This window comes from Spiroplasma endosymbiont of Thecophora atra, from assembly GCF_964019735.1.
Classification (GTDB): domain Bacteria; phylum Bacillota_I; class Bacilli_A; order Mycoplasmatales; family VBWQ01; genus Spiroplasma_E; species Spiroplasma_E ixodetis_A.
In genome coordinates this window covers 1,201,536-1,222,165 of sequence record NZ_OZ026464.1, presented here as the reverse complement: position 1 = coordinate 1,222,165, position 20,630 = coordinate 1,201,536, and the positions used below count along the sequence as shown (strand labels likewise).

Here is a 20,630-nt window from a genome sequence, read left to right as displayed (position 1 = left end):
TAATATTATAATTTATATTTTAAATTAACATTATTATGAGGAGAAATTTTAATGCCAAGATTAGAACATTTACAAAAAGAAAGAATAAACAAATTTCTTATTTTACTAAAAAATAGTGATGAAATAAAGATTTTTTTTAATGATTATAAAGAAATCATATTAAATGGTGAATGTCAATATATGAATTTTTTTTATGATTTAGATGAATTTTTAAAAAATAAAGAAAAAATTAGAGAACAATTAAGAACAGAAACAGTTCCTGATAATAAAAAAATTAAATTCTATTTTTTAAAAAAGGAAAATAATAAAAAAATGTTTTTAATAAAAAACTTAGAAAAGAAAGCAAATATGTTGGAAGAAATACATAATATTTTATTAGAACTACGTGATAATGCACCAAAACGGGAAATGGAACATATTATTTATTTAAAAATATTGTTATTATATTTTAATGATACTACTATAGAAGGCAAAACGTTAGATTTTTCTGAATATGAACAATGAGCAAAGATATTTATTGAATTTGCTAATATAAGAATGAATGAACTTGAAGGAATTGATTTAGAAAATATTAAAATAATAACTGATGCAGTACAAACTTTATTTTTAGATGTATTTCGTGATGAAACTTTTCAAAGAAAATATAATTTAAATATTGAAAAAGAAAAGTCTAAATTAGAAATAGAAGATGTAATATCTTTTAATCTTTTTAATGATGCACTTGAAATTATAAATACTAAAATATTTAAAACGTATATGGAACAATTACCTATTTTTACCAAAAAAATACCAAAATATATTAGAGAAATATCAATTATTAAAAAATACGATATACTGGTTGATTATAAATTGTTTCTTCTTAAAAGAAATGAAATAAGAGAGACTATTGATACAGTCACAAAGATATCAAAAGAATTACTTGAAAGAAATGAACAATATAAAAATAAAATTAAAAAGAAAGAAAATAAAAATAATACTTTTTCTTTATCAAAAATGGAAGTTGAATTAGTAGCAATAGAAGAAATAATTAATACACTTAAATTAATTGAAGAATATAAACATTCTAAATTTATTTTTGCAATTCGTGGTATATGAAATCTTATTTTAATTTTATATTTAAAAGAAACAAATCATAATAAAGAAATAAAAAATGAAGAATTTCAAAAATGAATAGATAACTTTATTAAAGTATGTAAAAACCAGAGATTTTATATTACAGAACGCGAGAAATTTAAAAATTTAAGTAATTTTATTGAAATTCTTCAAAATTTTAAAAAAAATATTGTTACAAATAAAGAATTTCAAGAAGAAGTGGCAATCATAGTTATTAATGAAAAAGATTTTCCTGAAAATATAAGTTTGATTAATAATACCTCTAGTGTAGTAACAAATTTAGAAAATAGACCATTTAATATGTAAAGTTTATTTTTTTATTTTAACAAAATATATTGTATAAAATAGAAATAAATTATGATTTTAATAATAATTTTCCCTTTACAAATGATTATAATAGGTGTATTATTTTTAGGAATTATATATTTGTAAAATTAAGCCCGTTAATAAATTAAATTTATTAGTGTGGCTTTTTATTATTTTTATATAATTCATTAGCAAACAATATTAATTAAAAACAAATTAAATATGTTAAGGAGAGATTTAAGTGTCAGAGTTAGATTTCTTATTTAATGAAGAAAAAGCAGAAAAATTTATTAAAGAAGCAAAAAAAGATGAACAAATGAAAAAATATAATAAATCTTTTAATGATTTAAATGAAATTTTAAAACAATATTATAGTTGTTTAAATAGATATAATGCTTTTATAAATTCAAACAATAATAGAGAATTAAATTTAAAAAATAAAATCAGAAAATGATTTTTGTCAAAAAATATTCAATTTTTAAAAACAAAAAGAAGTTTAGCAGAAAAAAATTACGATTTGCTGAACATAATATTTATTGGAAAATATTATCCTTATATTTTGATGATAATTCTTTAAATGGTAAAAGATTATATTTTTATGAATATAAACAATGAGCAAATATATTTATTGAATTTGCTAATATAAAAATGAATGAATTACAAGGATTTGATTTAGAAAATATTAAAATAATAACTAATACAGTACAAACTTTATTTTTAGATGTATTTCGTGATGAAACTTTTCAAAACAAACATGAATTGGAAGTTATAAAAGTAAAAAATTTAATGGAAAAATTTATTTATGAAACAATTAATAGTAAAGAAATATTAAGTTTTCAAGTAGCATTTGCCAGTTATAAATTAGTTAATGAACAATATAATAATCTAAAAGATAATCAAGAATTGGTTTTAAAAGAAATTGATTTAAAAATAAAAGTTATTACAGATAAAATAGAAAAAAATAATATGAAATTACGAAAAATAAAAAACATATGATTTTATAAGATTTGAAAATGTAGACAGTTAAAAAAGTAACAAAAATTGAGAAATTAAATTAGGTGAAAAGATTGCAGAAAAAGAATTTTTTTTAAAAAATTTAAAGATCTTTATACTAAATCACTAGATAAGTCAGCGCTTAAAAAAGCAGAATTGGATTTATCTTCTAAACTATTAGCATTTTATTTAGAACAAAAAAAATCTAAAAATTTAAAGTTTTCTGAATATGAAGTGTGAAAAGTCGAATTTGTTGCTACATGTGAAAAAGTAATTAAAAATCTTGGATTTAATAGTTTAAAAGTAGAGTTAATTAGTAATTTTGCAGTAACTTTATTTAAAGATGTTTTAAAAAATATTGAATTTCAAAAAAAATACAAAATTAAAGTTATTAATGATGATAAATCATTATCATCTCAATTAGATTCTGATACATGTCTTGTTTCTGAAAGCGGCATTAGTGAGTCAAGTGATAGTTTCGGTGAAAGTATTAATATTGATATGGATATTGACTTTCATTCTCCTAAACAAACAGTTGTAGCATAAGTTATTAATAAAATAAATTATTAAAATTATATATATATATATTGAATTTATTTATAAAACATAAATAAATTATCGGATTAAATAGTGGGTTATAAGAGATATATTTGAACTAATGGAAAGAATGATTAAAATGGATATTAAACTTATAAACAAATGAGAAGTAATAATTAAATTAAGCTAAATTGTAAAGGTAAGTGCAACTAAATTATTTTTCTATCCAAATATTCGATTGGTGAAAGATAATTTAGTATTTTTCTTGGTCTTTGGTTTAAAGACAATATAAATTTATGAACTTCATTTTTATTAGTTTTTGAAAAAATAAATTTTTTAGGAAATTTTTCTCTAATTAAACCATTAGTATTTTCATTAGTACCTCTTTGTCAAGGTGAATATGGATTGGCAAAATAAATTTTTATATCTAAATTTTTTTCAAGTTGTTGTCAATTTGAAAATTCTTTGCCACGATCAAAAGTAATAGTTTTAACAATGTTTTTAGGAAGAATTGATAAATAATAACTAACATTTTTATTAATAACTTTAGTAGTTCTGTTTTTAACTAATATTGCTAAAGTAAATCGTGATACTCTTTCAACTAAAGTTATTAAACATGATTTGCTTTTACCTCGTGATGATACTATAGTATCTCCTTCTCAATGACCAAGTGTTATACGATCATTAACATTTATATCTCGTTCTTTAATTGATTTACCATTAAACTTGCCACGATTTTCTTTAGATTTTCGTTTTTTACCTTTTCTTCTTAAATTTTTACTAGTAACTTTATCAAGCATTCCAAAATAAATTCAAGTATAAATTGTTTTAAAACTAATAACTCACTCTTTATGAAAATTTTTAATTCTGCCATAAATTTGTTCAGGTGATCAACCTAATAGTAATTTTTGTTGTACATATTTTACTAAATTCTTATTTTTAAACTTATGAAAACTAATATGTGATTGTTTTCGATTTTCAGCTTTATTTTGTGCAATTAATGAAAAATAATGATTATTATCTTTATTTCTATTAATTTCTCGAATAATAGTACTAATACTTCGATTAAGATTTTTAGCTATTTCACTAATTTTAAATTTAAATTTCAATTGATTCTCAATATAAATCCTTTCATCTATGCCAAGATGTTTATAACTCATATAAAAACTCCTTACTTTTTTCTAAACTAAATTTAGCATTATGAAATTTTTATATGAGAATTTTTTGCAATTTTATTTACTTGCACTTACAAGTATAACTCAGCTTAATAATATATTCACAAGCAATAAAAGAATATCAAGAGTATTTTAATATTTTACAAGAATTAGAAAAAGAACGTATAACTAGATTAGAAGATCTTGAAAATAAAAAACAAGAAATAATAGAAAAAATAAATAATAAACAATTAGTAATTCCGATTATTACTGCATTATTAAATTGTTGAAGAAGAAATAAAATTCAAGATTTTGATTTTTTGATTAAAAAATTGAAAGTTAAAACTCCTCATAATAATATGAGAAAAGTATGACGTAATGTTTGAAAAGAAATATTAACTTATTATTGTGATGGTGATTTAACTAAGACAATTAATTCCGAAGAGTTTAAAGAATGACAGGATAAATTTATTGAAAATTGTGAATCATTAATTGAAAAATGAAAAGGTAAAGAAAAATATAAATTGATATTAGATACTTGTAAAAAATTATGTGAGATTGTCAAAAGTTTAGTAAATGATGTATGTAGTGATCATGAATTTCAAAGAAGTGAATCATTAAATATTATTGGTAATAATATATTTTTACAAACAAATATTGCTAAAGAAAATGAGTCTACTGATTTATCAAATAATAATTGAAAAGAAGAAATTAGAAGAGACTCAAATTACTTAATGCCAAAAACTGAAAAACCTTGTTGAAGAAGATATGTAATTAGAAGATAATTAGTAAAAAAATAAATATATATTTAAATAAATTAAAAAATAAGTTTTAACCCCTTGTTATTTTTTACTTTTATATGCTATTATTGTATAGGTAACGGCTCGGTAGCTCAGTTGGTAGAGCATTCGCCTGAAGAGCGAAGTGTCAGTGGTTCGAATCCGCTTCGAGCCACCATTATTTAAAATATAGGCAATTAAGCCTTTTTTTAATTATTTTTCTTAGATTTAGGTTTAAGTTAAAATTTTAGGTATAATAGTGTCATTAGCAATTTTAAACAATTAATAATTCTAGAAAGAAGGGTATTAGTGTCTAAAATTTTAGTTTTAAATAATGCGAAAATAATTAGCATTAAGAAAATAATAAATAATGGTTTTTTAGTAATTAAAGATAATTTAATTTTCCAAATTAATGAAGGAAAGTATAATTATGAATTTCAAGATGCTCAGGTTATTGATTGTCATAATCAAACAATAATACCTGGTTTTATTGATTTACATGTACATGGAGGTTATGGCTATAGTTTAATGGATGGTACCATTGAATCAATTAATAATTTTGCAAAATTAGTTCCAAAAGAGGGAGTAACAAAGTTTTGTTATGCAACAGTTACTGCCAGCAAAAAAGAAATTGATAATGTTCTTTCAGTATTTGCTAAGTATATGAAAACAGAAAATAAAGGTAACAAGGCACGAATTATTGGTGCATATTTAGAAGGACCTTTTATCTCAGAATTACAAAAAGGAGCACATACTCCGTCATTACTTCATGTTCCTGATCTTAATTTAGTAAAATCTTGAAATATAATTAGTAACAAAAATTTAAAATTTATTGGTTATGCTCCTGAGATAGATCCTAATTTAAATAATAAAAATTCAAATTTTATTTCTTCATTAATTAAAAATAACATTATTCCTAGTGTTGGTCATAGTAATGCTACTTTTAAAGAAATAACTAAAACTGTTGAATGTGGTTTAACGCATATTACCCATCTTTATAATGCAATGAGCCCCTATAATCATCGTGATCCTGGTGTTGTTCCGGCATCATTATATTATGATCAATTAGTTACTGAGTTAATTTGTGATGGAATTCATGTTGATATTGATATTTTAGCAATAACATATAAAATTAAAGGTGCCGATGGAATTTGTATGATTACTGATGCCATGAGTGCGAAAGGACAGCCTGATGGTAAGTATTTATTGGGACCATTACCTGTCATTAAAAGTAATAGTAAGGTTACTGTTGAAGCAACCGGAAAATTAGCAGGCAGCATTGCAACAATGATTGCTGGTTTTAAAAATTTATTAAAAATTACTAATAATAATTGACAAGATTGCATCAAAATGGCTTCTTATAATAGTGCTAAACAAGTAGGAATTGCAAATAAAACGGGTGATATTGTTATTGGTAAATTAGCAGATATTATTGTATTAACTAAGAATAATGATATTTTTTTAACAATATGTGAAGGAAAAATTGCATATCAGCAAGAATAAGTAAGTAATGTAAGGGGTTTTTAAATTATGAAATTAATTATTTTAAAAGATAAAACTGAGGTTGCTCAATTATTAAGTAAAATTATTATTGATATTATTAAAGTTAAACCAAATGCTATTTTAGGATTGGTAACGGGAAGTAGTCCAATTGAAACATATGATTTATTAATAGCAGATGCAAAAAATAACAAAAGAGATTGATCAAAAGTCGTAACATTTAATTTAGATGAATATGTTGGTTTAACTCCAGATCATGTAAAAAGTTATCGTTATTTTATGAATCATCAATTATTTAATCATATTAAAAGTCTTAATTTAAAAAATACGTATGTTCCTAAAGGTATTGGTGATTTAGACCAAAATGTGGAAGAGTATGAAAAATTATTAAAAGAAAAAGGACCAATTGATTTACAAATATTGGGCTTAGGTACTAATGGTCATATTGCTTTTAATGAACCAGGTACTCTTGCAAGTAGTAAAACACATGTTGTTAATTTAACTAAAGAAACAATTGAAGCTAATAAAAGATTTTTTTCTAAAGTTGAAGATGTACCAACCAAAGCTGTTACGATGGGTATTCATACTATTTTACAAGCTAAATTGATTGTTTTAATTGCTACAGGAACTAATAAAGCACAAGCTATTCGAGAGTTAGTTGAAGGTAAAGTTTCTCCAAATTATCCATGTACTTTTTTACAAAATCATGATGATGTTACAATTATTATTGATGAAGAAGCAGCAACATTATTAAAGCCAACTATATCAAAAAAAAATTAACTTAAAGGAGAAACAAATGGAACGTAAAAAGATTATTATTGGAAATTGAAAAATGTATAAAAATATAGAAGAAACTCAATTTTTTTTAAATGAATTTAATAAATTATTAAAAACTAAAACTATTAAATATGATTATGGAATAGCAGCTAGTTTTACTAATTTACCTTTATTAAAAATGAATAAAACTTCTGCTTTAATTATTGCAGCTCAAAATTGTCATTATGAAACCGAAGGTGCATATACTGGTGAAATTTCAATTAAGATGCTAAAAGATATGATGGTTAGTCATGTTATTATTGGTCATTCTGAACGCAGAATGTATTTTAATGAAGTAGATGAACCAATAAATAAAAAATTACATTCACTATTTAATGCTAATATTATACCAATTTTATGTTGTGGTGAAACTTTAAACCAATATGAAAATAAAAAGACTAATGAAGTAATTAAAAATCAAATTAAGTTAGCATTAAAAAATATTAAAGTAGAAAATATTGCTAAGTTAGTAATTGCCTATGAGCCAATATGAGCAATTGGTACTGGTAAAACAGCAACAGCTCAACAAGCTCAAACGGTTTGTAAAATGATTCGTGAATTTATTAGTGAATTATATAATAAAAATGTTGCAGAACAAGTACGTATTCAGTATGGTGGTTCAGTAAAACCCGATAATATTAAATTAATACTTTCTGAACCTGACATTGATGGTGCATTAGTTGGAGGTGCTTCATTAGTACCACAATCTTTTTTTGATTTACTAATTTAACTCTATTTAAATTACTAATAAAAATAAGGAGTTAACTAAACATGGAATTATCAAAGATACAAATTAAAAGTATGTGAACAAAACTAACAAAAAAAATTAAACATCGTGCCTTTCCGGCAACCACTTTTGTCAATGCTTTTAGGAATAAGTCAGAAATTTTAGCATTGTTTAGTAAAAATGGTGAAGACACTAATCAATTAGAACAAATTGGCTTTATTATTTGTACTAAAACTATTTTTGCTTCTAGTAGTGATAGTATTGTTAGTGACAAAGGTATTATTACTAATGAATATTTTACTGGTGAAGTAATTGATGTTAATAATACTCTTATTCCTAATACTTATATTCATTTAGTTAAAGTTAATAGTGGACCAATCGTTATTAACGATATTCCATTATATTTAACCATCAATGAAAGTCATCATCAATCATTAGTTAATAATAAAATTGGTGCTAAATTATTTACAAATAGTTTGATGAAACAATTAAATTATAAAACTTCTAATTTTAGTTCTATTTCTATTACTGAACAAAATTTTATTGTTGTTCTTAATAATTTAAAGATAAATAGAAAACAAATATTGCAAAGTGAATGTATCATTAATTCTTTATTAGAACAAAAATTATCATTAGAACAGTTAATTTTATTGCAAAATAAAAAAGAATATAGTTATTTAAAAAAATTTAATGAAGTTGAATTACAAGAAATTATTAATTTGCAAAAAATAGCAGTTGTTGCTATTAAAACTAATAAAGATCAGCGAAAAATAACATTAATAGCAGGTAATAAACAACGAATTGAAAACTTTTTTATTAATGCTAAAAAACCAATCATTATTGCTATTAATGCTATTAATAAAAAAATTAGAGCAATTAATCAGCCTGAAAATATTCAACCAATAGCACCGATAACTAATATTACTAATTATCAAGATTTATGACAATTACAAAAAATTCATAAAGAACTATTGAAGTCATTTTCAAAATGGCGGATAGTATCTCAAGATATATTAGAAAATTTATCGCAGACTTTTGCTTATGGTTATTATTCAGAAGTCATTGATAATTTGAAAATTACTCATTATTCTTTTAATAATGATTTATTAGATTATAATTTAATGGAAATTAAAGGACACAATTTATTAGCTAATAGTAGTAATACTATTTTATTTCTTTCTAATAATATTAGTGATAATCCTAGTATGGTTATTTTATTAAGTGAAGATTTAAAATCAATTTGTGATTTAAAAACAATAATTACTAAAATTACTAAAAAGCAATCTATTAAAATAGTCTTTAAAAAAGATATTGTTATTTTGAGTACTGTTCATTATCAATGTATTACTGATTTTATTACTAAAATGATTACTATTTTTAAATCTGATAATTTTAAACATCAGTTGCAAGTTATTAAATAAAATATGAGGTGAAATTTATGAAAACAAAACAACCAATATTACTATGTATTTTAGATGGTTTTGGTATTGCAAAATCTAGTGCAACTAATGCCATTAGTTCTGCAACAAAACCTAATTTGGATTATTTATTAAAAACTTATCCGCATACTGAAGTTTCAGCTTCTGGCCTTGTAGTTGGTTTACCAGAAGGACAAATGGGCAACTCTGAAGTTGGACATTTACAAATTGGTGCCGGTAGAGTAATTTATCAGTCATTAACATTAATTAATAAGTCAATAAATGATAAAACATTTTTTAAAAATGAAACAATATTGTCAGCAATTAATCATGCCAAAAAAAATAATAGTAATGTTCATATTATTGGTTTACTAAGTGATGGTGGAGTACATGCTCATATTAATCATATTTTGGCATTATTAGAAATTGCTAAACAACAAAATTTTAAGAATGTTTATGTTCATGCTATTTTAGATGGTCGTGATACAAAAGCTGATATTTCTAAAATTTATATTGAACAGTTATTAAAAACTATGAAACAATTAGGTGTTGGTATGCTTGCTACTATTTCAGGAAGATATTATGCTATGGATCGCGATAAACGTTGAGATCGTTTAAAAATAGCATATGATGTAATAGTTAATCATGAAGGCGCTTCATTTATTGATCCTATTGCTTATGTTAATGCAGAATATAGTGCTGGTCGTAATGATGAATTTATTATGCCTGCTTATAATTCTGAAATTAATAATGGCAATATTACTAATAACGATAGCATTATTTTTGCTAATTTTCGTCCTGATCGTGCAATTCAATTAGCATCAGCATTAACAAATAATAAATATGATTTTAATATTAGTATGAAAATACCAACATTAAAAAATACTTTTTTTATTTCAATGATGGAATATGCTAAAAGTGTTAAACCACAAGGTGTTATTTTTCCATCTATATCAATGCTTGATGCTTTAGGGGAATGATTAAGTAAAAATCAATATCATCAATTACGAATTGCTGAAACTGAAAAATATGCACACGTAACTTATTTTTTTGATGGTGGTGTTGATGTTGAATATCCACTATCAACAAGAATTTTAATTCCTTCACCAAAAGTAGCAACTTATGACTTAAAACCAGAAATGAGTGCTCGCGAAATTACTACTCGTTTAGAAAGTGAAATTTCTAAAAACATATATGATGTTATGGTTTTAAATTTTGCTAATCCAGATATGGTTGGTCATACTGGTGTTTTAAATGCTACCATTGCTGCCATTGATGTTATTGATGAATGTCTTGGAAAATTGTATCAAGCAATAAAAAAAGTGAATGGTATTTTAATGATTACTGCTGATCATGGTAATGCTGAAATCATGATTGATAAAGAGGGTAATCCTAATAAAAAACATACATCGCAACCAGTACCATTTATTTTTTGTAAAACAGGATTAAAATTAAAATCAGGTGGTTGCTTAGCAAATATTGCTCCAACGCTATTAGACGTTTTGGGTTTAGTTAAACCAACTGTTATGACAAGTGAGTCTTTAATTATTAAATAAAAATATATTGATTTTTTCTTTTTATTGATAAGTGCTTGTTTTAAGAATATAAAAGTATTAAAATATAGATATATGAATTAAATATAGTGTTTCCCCTTTTATTTTTTTTAAATAAATATAAGGGGTTTATTATATTTAGTTTTTATATTTTGGAAATTTATACATTTATTAAAAATTATGGAGGTAGAGTATGCCATTATCAGAGACAGTAGAATATCGAGAACTTAATGATTTTCTACAAAAATCATTAAGTTCTAAAAAAGATGAATCATCACCCAATATAACTTTAAATAGTTTGGAAGTTAAGATTGATGATATAAAAACACAATTGGATAGTAGTTTAAAAGAATATATTATTGAACTTGTATATGTAGATGAAAAGGGACGTTTAGTAAAAAAAACTAATGATGAAAACGTTAGTATTATTCAACAACCACCTTTAGTAATTAATAGTGATCAATTACAACAACTAGTAATAGTAAAAGAAAAATTAGATAGTTCTCTAGTACATTTATATCGAACTAAAAAAGAAAATGATAAGATTATTCTTGAATATTTAGGTAAAAAAGAATTACCAGCATTATTATTAAAAACTGAATCAGAATCCAATAATTTAAATAATGAAGAATATAAAGAAGAGTTAGATGATCTTAATGTTAATATTATAAAAAGATCTGAAGAGCCTATGAAATTATCATTTACTGAAAATGGAACGTGTTATTTGTTTATTGATAATAAAAACAAAACAATTGTTCCTGTAGATGTAAATGATGCTAAGGAATTTAAAAACTTTGTAGCCAAAAAATGTCCTCGTAATGGTAGTATAAATATTGAAGTTGATAAAAATGGAAAGATTTTGTTTGCATATATTATTGATAACCAGACTCATAAGAGGAAAGATATAAAAATTGCTGAAAAATTAATTGATACTTTTGAAAGAGTAATTAGTACAGCCTCTTCTTTACATTCACAACATTGACAAAATAATTCTGTTGCATCTAAAAAAGAAGTACAAAGTAATAATTCTTTTCCTGCAAAGGAAGTTAATGGTACTGAACCACCATCAAAACCAGTAGAACAAAGTGTTAAGTCAGTTTTATCTACACCAACACCATAAATGTAATAATTAAAGGAGAAAAATAAAAATGCCACTAATGAAAAATTTTAAATGATTTACAAACATTATGAGAAATATATATCAATCAGAAATAAGTGATGTTGAAGATATTGCTATTGAAGTAGAGGATGATCTATATTCAAAAAAGAATACACTTAATATTTTAAAGAATTCTTCTTTCAAGATTAATCCATTAAAAGTAAAAAAAATAGTTAGTTTAAATCAAGATAGAAAATTTGTTGTTGATAGTGGTTCATTAGTTAATACTATATTTATTAGTGATGAATCATTAACTCAAAATGATCAAAGTTTATTTAAAAAAGACCAATTAGTTTTCATTGAAGATGAAACTGACAATACTAAAATTAAAATATATAAAATTTTATTTGATGAATCTGAAGGTGAAATAAGACCTGAATTAGGATTATTAGGAAGTATAAAATTATCAGAATTTAATGGAATTTTTATAAATTCTGGACTGTTTAAAGAAAATGATGTTTTAATTAATCAAAAGATTAATAATTTATTAGATGCTCCACAGTTGCGAAATCCATTTGAACAACTAAACCCAGTTTGAGATGTGGAACACTATAAAATTAATGATTATTCTTCAAATAGTACAATGATTGAAAATTTTAAAAAACATTTAAACTTAGTGAATGTTGAAAAAGACTATTTTATTTATCGTCAAGGAAATGAAATTTTTATTAAAAATGTTACTGATCCAAATGATACTTTTATAATCTCAACAACTGCTCAAAGTATTACTGATAATGATATTTTTTATTTAAATAAAAAGATTAACAAAAATGGAGAAACTTTTTGAGAAACCTATAAAATAACAAAAAAACCTGTTCTAGGATGAATATATGATAATGTAAAATATCAAGCATATGAATTTAATCCTTTAACCGACCAGCAATTTGATGATTTAAAAGCATTAAGTATTCCTCCACAATTAGGATTTACTATAGAACCAACAATTAATAATGGATTAGCATTTCTTCTTAAAGAAGAGCAACAAGAAATTGATTTAGTTGCTATGCGTTTTTTAGTAAATGCACCAGAAGTGTTACCAGAAGATTTACCTGAACCTTTACAGATTGCAAATAATATCTCTGAAACATTGCAAAATAATAGCATAGAAGGTTTGTATAGTTTAGTAATAGAAGATGGTAAAATAAAAATATCAGATGCTAAATCAGATCCAGAAAATGTAATTTTTGAACAAGAACTTTCTCAAGAAAATAAAAATATATGAAATAATGATATAGAAGTTGCTGGTAAGTATCAAAAAGTATACTTTGCGAAAAACCCAAGTAATAATTTAGTAGAAAAATGAGTAGTTATTGCTGATCAAAATCAACTACAATGTATTGGAACAATTTCTTTATCGGAATTAAGAAAAAGTTTTGCAAATAATAATTTATTTCCTGATGGATTAAAGGGTATTCACTGTGGAGAAAATGGAGCACAAGTTAAAGTGGCAAGAGCTGCTGCTGAACAGGTAATATCACCAAAACCATCAGTTACAAAATTATCTCCAGTTATCGTTAAAAATGTTATTAATTTAAAATGAGATGATAGTAGAAAATTATGAGATTTAAATATAACAACTGATGAGCAAACATTGGATAAAAAATTAAAATTAGAAAAAAATGAAAATGATATTTTGAATAATTTAATAGAACAAAATAAAAAAGCAAATACTGTTATTTTATTTAATAAGTGTGATGGTAAATTTTTAAGAGCATATTATTTTGATGAAAATAATAAGAAAGTAAATTGCTCTAATAAGTTAAGTGATGAAGATAAAGAACAACTTAGTACCATAAATCAAAAAGCAAAAGCAAGAGTATTAGAAGCAAGAACAGTAACACCAATACTTGATTTAAAATCAAACTTATTTTTAAAAAATACTAAAACTTTTAATTTTAATATTTTTAATGGAAAATGTTATGTTTTATGTAATGATGAACTTGGAATTCCATTAAAAGCAGAAGTGAAACTTAGTCCTGAACAAATTCGTGCATTATCATATTTAGCTAAAAATGAAGTTGATTTTTCTTTAACTTTTGATAAAGATGATAATTTTAAAAGTATAAGTTATACCTTTTATAGAGATGAAGTAAAACAAAATGTAACTATTAATAGGAAAGATTTATCTGATAGTAATAATTTTAATCAAAAAAGGATTGAAACTGATGAATTAATGGAAACAATAGTTACTGCTCTTAATAATCCTGAAAGTTTAATACCAGAAGATGATGGAGTAACTCCAAAACCATGAAATAGTGATACTGTTGCTAAAGTTAATGGAGCATCATTACCAAGTAGTACAACTCAACATCCACAACAACAACAAATGTAATTAAATCATCATTATTTTAGAAGCACAAATAAAAAATATTTGTGCTTTTTTGATTCTAAACAATATTTTTTTCTGTATAATAATTAGTGAAATATTAAAGAAAGAAGGAATTAATAAATATGTCTTGCATTATTGATATTAGAGCACTACAAGTAATAGACTCAAGAGGAAATCCAACTATTCAAGTTGAATGTTGAACTGAAGATGGTGGATACGGGCTTGCTTTAGTGCCATCAGGTGCTTCAACAGGTACTAGAGAAGCTTTAGAACTACGAGACAAAGATACTAAAGTTTATGGTGGACTTGGTGTTATGAAAGCCATTAAAAATATTAATGAAAATATTGCCGAAGCTATTATTGGTTTGGAAGTTACTAATCAAAGATTAATTGATCAAACAATGATTAAGTTAGATGGAACAGAAAATAAAACAAAATTAGGTGCCAATGCTATTTTAGGGGTATCATTAGCAGTTGCTAAAGCTGCCGCTGATGAATTATATGTGTCCTTATATACATACTTAGGTGGTACTAATGCTTGTCAGTTGCCAGTCCCAATGTTAAATGTAATTAATGGTGGTGCTCATGCTGATAATAATATTGACTTTCAAGAATTTTTAATAATGCCAGTTGGTGCTAAAACATTTTCAAAGGCAATCCAAATGGCTGCCGAAACTTTTCATGCTTTAAAAAGTATTTTAAAAGGTAAGGGTTTAGTTACTGCAGTTGGTGATGAAGGTGGTTTTGCTCCTAATTTAAAATCAACCGAAGAAGCATTAGATTTAATTGTTGAAGCTATTAAAAAAGCGGGTTATACTCCAAATAAAGATATAAAAATTGCTATGGACTGTGCATCATCAGAGATTTATAAAAATGGTAAATATGTTTTTGGTAATAAAGATGGTAAAAGTAAAAATACTGAAAAATTATTAACTTCAGCGCAACTAGTAGATTATTTAGTTGATTTAACTAAAAAATATCCAATTATTTCAATTGAAGATGGTTTGGCTGAAGGTGATTGAGAAGGATTTAAATTATTATTAGAAAAATCAGAAGGTAAATTCCAAGTTGTTGGTGATGATTTATTCGTTACTAATCCAAAAATTATTAAAGAAGGAATTATTAAAAACGTTGCTAATTCAGTATTAATTAAATTAAATCAAATTGGAACATTAACTGAAACTATGGAAGCTATTGAAATGTGTCAAAAAGCTGGGTGAACGGCAGTAGTATCTCATCGTTCTGGGGAAACTGAAGATACAACGATTGCTGACTTAGCAGTAGCTTTTAATACTGGACAAATTAAAACAGGTTCAATGTCAAGAACTGATCGTGTTGCAAAATACAATCGTTTATTAACAATTGAAGCTGATTTAGCAGATCAAGCTAAATTTTTAGGTGACGATGTATTTTATAATATTAATTAATTAAAATCATATTTTATGGTTAAATTTACTGATATCCTTTTTAATTTTAAACAAATTATAATAATTATCACTAAAATAATGTAATTAGAAGAGAGGATGACTAAATATGCAAGAATTAAATAAAAGAAGAATTGGAATCTTAACTTCTGGTGGTGATTCACCAGGTATGAATAATGTTATTAATGCAGTATATAAGACTCTTCGTGGTATAAATCATGAAAATAGTAAAATTGCTACTGCTGATAAAAGACCATTTGAATTAGTTTTAATAAAAAATGGTTATAAAGGAATAATGACAAATGACATTCATGTTATTGATAACAATTGAGCAAATTTAATTGATCTAGGAACTGAGATGGGGGGAACAATCATTGGGTCTGCTCGTTTTAGAGAATTTGAGGAAGAAGAAACTCGTAAAAAATGTATTGAAATTTTAAAATCTAAAAAAATTGAAGGTTTAATTGCTATTGGTGGTGATGGCACATATAATGGTTTGCAAAAATTAAGTAATGAAGCAGCTATTCAATGTGTGGGTATTCCAGGTACTATTGATAATGATATTAGTTCAAGTGAGTTTACTATTGGTTTTGATACCGCTCTTAATACAATTGTTGAAAATCTTGATAAAATTCGTCAAACCGCTAATTCTCATGGAAGAATTATGATTGTTGAAGTAATGGGTCGTAATTGTGGTGACCTTGCTCTTCATAGTGTTGCTGCTGCAAATTGTGATTTAGTTGCAACTAAAGATTTAGGAATTGGAGAACAGTCATTGATTGATATTATTAAACAGTTGTACACTAAAAAACAACGTCGTTCATTAGTAATAGTAGTAACTGAACGTCAATATGATGTTAATAAAATAGCTAAAATCATTGAAAAAGATACTGATTGTGAAACAAGAGCAGTAATATTGGGTCAAATTCAACGTGGGGGAACACCAAGTGCATTTGATCGTTATTTAGCAACAATGATGGGTATTTTTGCTGCCGAAAGATTTGCAAATAGTAATAAATCTAGTATTTGTATTGGATTACAAGATAATAAATTAGTAGCTATTGAAATTCAAGATGCATTAAACACACCTTCAATAAATAAAAATAACGTTGCTAATAAAATTTTACGTTTGTCAGGAGTTATTTTTAAAAAAAATACTTAATAAAAAGAGGTGAATAATTTGATATCAATTATAAAAAGAACTAAATGTGTAACTACTTTAGGACCTGCTTCAAATTCTGCTGATGTTATTAAACAACTAATAGAAAATGGCTCAATTTGTGGGCGTTTAAATTTTTCTCATGGTACTCATGATGAACATTTAGCAAGGGTTTTAATGATTAGAGAAGTATCTAAACAATTAAATGTACCAGTTGCTATTATGTTAGATACTAGAGGTCCAGAAGTTAGAACACATACCTTTACAAAGGGTAGTGTAGAAATCAAAAAAAATGAAATTATTACGATAATTGATAATAAAGAGATTATTGGTACTGCCGATAAGTTTTCTGTAAATTATGGTAATTTAGCAAAGGATATTAAAGTTAATGTTAATTTACTAGTAGATGATGGTAAATTAACATTAAAGGTTACAGCGGTTAAAGATCATACTGTTATTTGTCAAGCTTTAAATACACATACTATTAAAGATCGTCGTGCTATTAATATTCCAAATGTTAAATTGTCTTTACCTTTTATTTCTGAAAAAGATAGAGCAGATTTAATTTTTGGTTGTCAGCAAAAAGTAGATTATGTTGCTGCATCATTTGTTTGTTCAGCAGCTGATATTAAAGAAATCCGCAAAGTTTTAGATGATAATGATGGTAAACATATTCAAATCATTGCTAAAATTGAATCACAATTAGCAGTTAATAATTTTGATGAAATTTTAAAAGAATCAGATGCTATTATGGTTGCTCGTGGTGATTTAGGAGTTGAAATTCCTTTTGAAAAAGTTCCTTTTTTAGAACGTGAATGAATTAAAAAATGTCGTACTGTTAACAAACCGATAATTGTTGCTACGCAAATGCTAGATTCAATGATAGATAATCCTCATCCAACACGCGCTGAAGTTACTGATGTTTGGGTTGCTATGGATTGGGGAGCAACATGTACAATGTTATCGGGTGAATCTGCCAATGGTAACTATTCTGTGTTATCAATTGCAACAATGAGTAAAATTCTTGTTGATGCTGAAAGTCATCAAGAACAGAGTAAAATTGCTACTGATTTATTGCATACAAAAGATCAATTAGTTGCTAAAACTATTAAAAAAATTATTGAAGAAAAACCACAATATTTAATTACTAATAGTCAAGATAGTAATTATATTAGAACTATTGCTAATGCTCATTTGCCAGTTTATATAATTCCTATTGTTAATAATGTTATTGATTATAATAAATTTGCAATAAACTTTGGAATTTATACTTTTTTAGCAGTTGAAGGAATTCCAGTAGAATTAAGTAATTCTTCGCAATTAGTTAAAAGCATTAGTAGCACTTATATAATCCCTACTAAATCAAAAGTATTAGTAGTAGATATTAATAATAATACTAATCCTTTTACAACTTTTATTGTCAAATAACCTAGTACTACTTAGGTAAATTAGAAAAGGAATTAGGTAAAACATGAAAATTAATGTAATTAAATTAAATGGCAAAACGATGACTTATAATATTGAAAATCCAATTACTGGTTATCAATTATTAAAACAGGAAAATGAAAATATAGATTCTTCAATTATTGCTTTTACTCTGAATGGACAATTAAAAGATTTATATTGAGAAATTAAAGAAGATGCTGAAATCAAGTTTATTAAAAAAGATGATGCTTTAGGATGAACTATTTTAAATTATGGATGTGCTATGATTTTAGCTCATACTATTAAATTAATGTATCCACAAGCGTTAATTACGATTGCTAATACTAATGATAATGGTTTTTATTTAGATTTTGATTATGAAAAGCGACTTTCTAATGATGAATTAATTAAAATTGAAGAGAAAATGCGTGAAATTTTAATAAAAAATATTGAAATTAAAAGAGTTTGTCAAACTAAAGAAGAATCTTTAAAAACTCATAAAGACAATCCTTTTGCTTTAGAATATATTAAATTAAATCATGTTAATGGATTAAAATGCTCTTATTTAGTTGATAATAAGACTTTAGTAGTGGCATCGGGTGTTGCTATTAATAATTCTTCATCAATAAAAGATTTTAAATTATTAAGTATTACTGGTGCATATTGATTAGGAAATGATAAAAATAAACAATTACAGCGCATTTCTGGTATTTGTGATTATTCAAAAGTAAAATTAGTAGATAAACTTAATGAACTTGAAGAACGAAAAAATCGTGATCATCGCAAACTAGGTAAAGAATTAAATATTTTTATTTTTAATGATGATTGTGGTAAAGGATTACCTATATTTTTACCAAATGGTATGGTTATTAAAAAAGTTTTGCAGAAATATTTGAGAAAACAAGAATTTATGTGAGATTATCAAGAAGTATCAACACCAGTTTTAGGTTCTGTTGAATTATATAAAAAAAGTGGTCATTGAGATCATTATCGTGAAAATATGTTTACTCCAATTAAAAAAGAAGAAGAACAATTGGTATTAAGACCAATGACTTGTCCTCATCACTGTATGATTTATAAAAGTGCTCTTCGTAGTTATAAAGATTTACCTTTGCGTTTAAGTGAGCATGCTTTATTATATCGTTATGAAGCAAGTGGTGCTTTAACTGGTTTAGAACGAGTAAGAAGTATGGAATTAACTGATTCTCATATTTTTGTTAGATTTGATCAAATGAAAACAGAGTTTAAACGTTGTTATCAGTTAATTGCTGAGGTTTTAAAAACTTTAAATATTAAAATTGATTATTTATCATTATCTTTACGAGATCCTGCTGATAAACAAAAATATTTTAATGATGATAAAATGTGAAATCAAGCAGAAACAGCATTACGTGAAGTATTAGATGAATTACAATTAGAGTATAAACCAATGATTGGTGAGGCTGCTTTTTATGGACCAAAATTTGATGTTCAAATTAAAACAGCATTAGGTCATGAAATTACAATATCTACTATTCAATTCGATTTCTTATTACCGAAAAAGTTTAATTTAACTTATATTGATGAAAATAATAATGAAACAAATCCAGTTATTGTTCATCGAGGATTAATTGGTACATATGAACGTTTTATTGCCACATTATTAGAACAAAATAAAGGCGTTTTTCCATTATGATTAGCACCAAGGCAAATTGCAATTTTACCAATAAATGAAAAAGAAAAAACCTTAGAATATGCTAATAAATTATTGCAAACTTGTAAACAACATAATTTACGAACTGAAATTATTAGCAGTGGAACTATTGGCAAACGTATTGTTGAAACACAAACTCAAAAAATTCCTTATGAAATTATTATTGGTGATAAGGAAATAGAAAATAATAATTTAAGTTATCGTCAGTATGGTCAAAAAGAAAGTAAAATTGTTACTTTATCAGAATTTTTAAAATTATTAACAAAACAAGTTGAGAATAAAATATAACTATAAAAATTAAAAAACCATTTAAGGTTCTAATTCTTAAATGGTTTTTTAGTTAATTAAGCAATTTAATTTTACTAATATACTTAGTAAAATTTAAACCATTTTTTTATACGAAAAAAATATTTATATTTTTACTATTATTTTCATTGACATTGGGTTTTGTTTTCTGTAAGATACTTATTGTGCCCGAAAATAAATGGGTTACAAACTAGAAAAAACGATCTTTGAAAACTAAATAGAACAAGAATTAATCCGTC

The 20,630-nt window shown here is 24.7% G+C and carries 17 protein-coding genes and 1 tRNA gene; 17 read left to right on the top strand and 1 reads right to left on the bottom strand.

The window, feature by feature from the left end; all coding sequences use genetic code 4:
- Positions 1–51 precede the first annotated feature (51 nt).
- The 4 genes from AACL05_RS06860 to AACL05_RS06845 all read left to right on the top strand — a co-directional run bounded on the left by AACL05_RS06860 (position 52) and on the right by AACL05_RS06845 (position 2,958).
- Positions 52–1,419, top strand: a complete 1,368-nt coding sequence (locus tag AACL05_RS06860) for a hypothetical protein (RefSeq protein ID WP_338961010.1) — start codon at positions 52–54, stop codon at positions 1,417–1,419.
- Positions 1,420–1,660: 241 nt separating this feature from the next.
- Positions 1,661–1,996 (top strand): hypothetical protein, encoded by a 336-nt coding sequence (locus AACL05_RS06855; protein ID WP_338985927.1) that lies wholly within the window; start codon positions 1,661–1,663, stop codon positions 1,994–1,996.
- 71 nt (positions 1,997–2,067) lie between these two features.
- Positions 2,068–2,454, top strand: a complete 387-nt coding sequence (locus tag AACL05_RS06850; RefSeq protein WP_338985926.1) for a hypothetical protein — start codon at positions 2,068–2,070, stop codon at positions 2,452–2,454.
- Between the two features lie 114 nt (positions 2,455–2,568).
- Positions 2,569–2,958, top strand: a complete 390-nt coding sequence (locus AACL05_RS06845) for a hypothetical protein (RefSeq protein WP_338961002.1) — start codon at positions 2,569–2,571, stop codon at positions 2,956–2,958.
- A gap of 200 nt (positions 2,959–3,158) precedes the next feature.
- Here AACL05_RS06845 and AACL05_RS06840 read toward each other — a convergent pair whose 3' ends face one another.
- A complete protein-coding gene (locus tag AACL05_RS06840; RefSeq protein ID WP_338960236.1) occupies positions 3,159–4,109 on the bottom strand; it encodes an IS30 family transposase in 951 nt (316 codons plus the stop codon).
- 326 nt (positions 4,110–4,435) lie between these two features.
- On the opposite strand from AACL05_RS06840, the gene AACL05_RS06835 reads away from it, so the two are divergent.
- From AACL05_RS06835 to thrS, 13 genes are all read left to right on the top strand, one after another.
- On the top strand, positions 4,436–4,888 hold the full coding sequence (locus AACL05_RS06835) for a hypothetical protein (protein ID WP_338985925.1): 453 nt from the start codon (positions 4,436–4,438) through the stop codon (positions 4,886–4,888).
- A 96-nt stretch (positions 4,889–4,984) separates the two neighbouring features.
- A tRNA-Phe gene (locus tag AACL05_RS06830) sits at positions 4,985–5,060 on the top strand.
- Between the two features lie 131 nt (positions 5,061–5,191).
- Positions 5,192–6,385: an N-acetylglucosamine-6-phosphate deacetylase gene (nagA, locus tag AACL05_RS06825; RefSeq protein ID WP_338960997.1), complete on the top strand. Its 1,194-nt coding sequence runs from the start codon at positions 5,192–5,194 to the stop codon at positions 6,383–6,385.
- 27 nt (positions 6,386–6,412) lie between these two features.
- Entirely contained in the window at positions 6,413–7,162 is a 750-nt protein-coding gene (nagB, locus tag AACL05_RS06820) for a glucosamine-6-phosphate deaminase (protein ID WP_338960994.1), read from the top strand.
- Between the two features lie 16 nt (positions 7,163–7,178).
- Complete coding sequence (gene tpiA / locus AACL05_RS06815) at positions 7,179–7,928, top strand: triose-phosphate isomerase (protein ID WP_338960991.1); 750 nt, start codon at positions 7,179–7,181, stop codon at positions 7,926–7,928.
- Positions 7,929–7,969: 41 nt separating this feature from the next.
- A complete protein-coding gene (locus tag AACL05_RS06810; protein WP_338960988.1) occupies positions 7,970–9,346 on the top strand; it encodes a hypothetical protein in 1,377 nt (458 codons plus the stop codon).
- Between the two features lie 17 nt (positions 9,347–9,363).
- On the top strand, positions 9,364–10,899 hold the full coding sequence (gene gpmI / locus AACL05_RS06805) for a 2,3-bisphosphoglycerate-independent phosphoglycerate mutase (protein ID WP_338985924.1): 1,536 nt from the start codon (positions 9,364–9,366) through the stop codon (positions 10,897–10,899).
- 190 nt (positions 10,900–11,089) lie between these two features.
- On the top strand, positions 11,090–12,016 hold the full coding sequence (locus AACL05_RS06800) for a hypothetical protein (RefSeq protein ID WP_338960982.1): 927 nt from the start codon (positions 11,090–11,092) through the stop codon (positions 12,014–12,016).
- 28 nt (positions 12,017–12,044) lie between these two features.
- A complete protein-coding gene (locus AACL05_RS06795; RefSeq protein WP_338960980.1) occupies positions 12,045–14,387 on the top strand; it encodes a hypothetical protein in 2,343 nt (780 codons plus the stop codon).
- A gap of 119 nt (positions 14,388–14,506) precedes the next feature.
- Entirely contained in the window at positions 14,507–15,811 is a 1,305-nt protein-coding gene (gene eno, locus AACL05_RS06790; protein ID WP_338960977.1) for a phosphopyruvate hydratase, read from the top strand.
- A gap of 106 nt (positions 15,812–15,917) precedes the next feature.
- The gene (locus AACL05_RS06785; protein ID WP_338960974.1) at positions 15,918–16,970 is read left to right on the top strand and encodes an ATP-dependent 6-phosphofructokinase; all 1,053 of its coding nucleotides are present in this window, start codon (positions 15,918–15,920) and stop codon (positions 16,968–16,970) included.
- Between the two features lie 18 nt (positions 16,971–16,988).
- The gene (gene pyk / locus AACL05_RS06780; RefSeq protein ID WP_338960972.1) at positions 16,989–18,395 is read left to right on the top strand and encodes a pyruvate kinase; all 1,407 of its coding nucleotides are present in this window, start codon (positions 16,989–16,991) and stop codon (positions 18,393–18,395) included.
- Between the two features lie 43 nt (positions 18,396–18,438).
- Positions 18,439–20,373: a threonine--tRNA ligase gene (gene thrS, locus AACL05_RS06775; RefSeq protein ID WP_338960970.1), complete on the top strand. Its 1,935-nt coding sequence runs from the start codon at positions 18,439–18,441 to the stop codon at positions 20,371–20,373.
- The last annotated feature ends 257 nt before the right edge of the window (positions 20,374–20,630 follow it).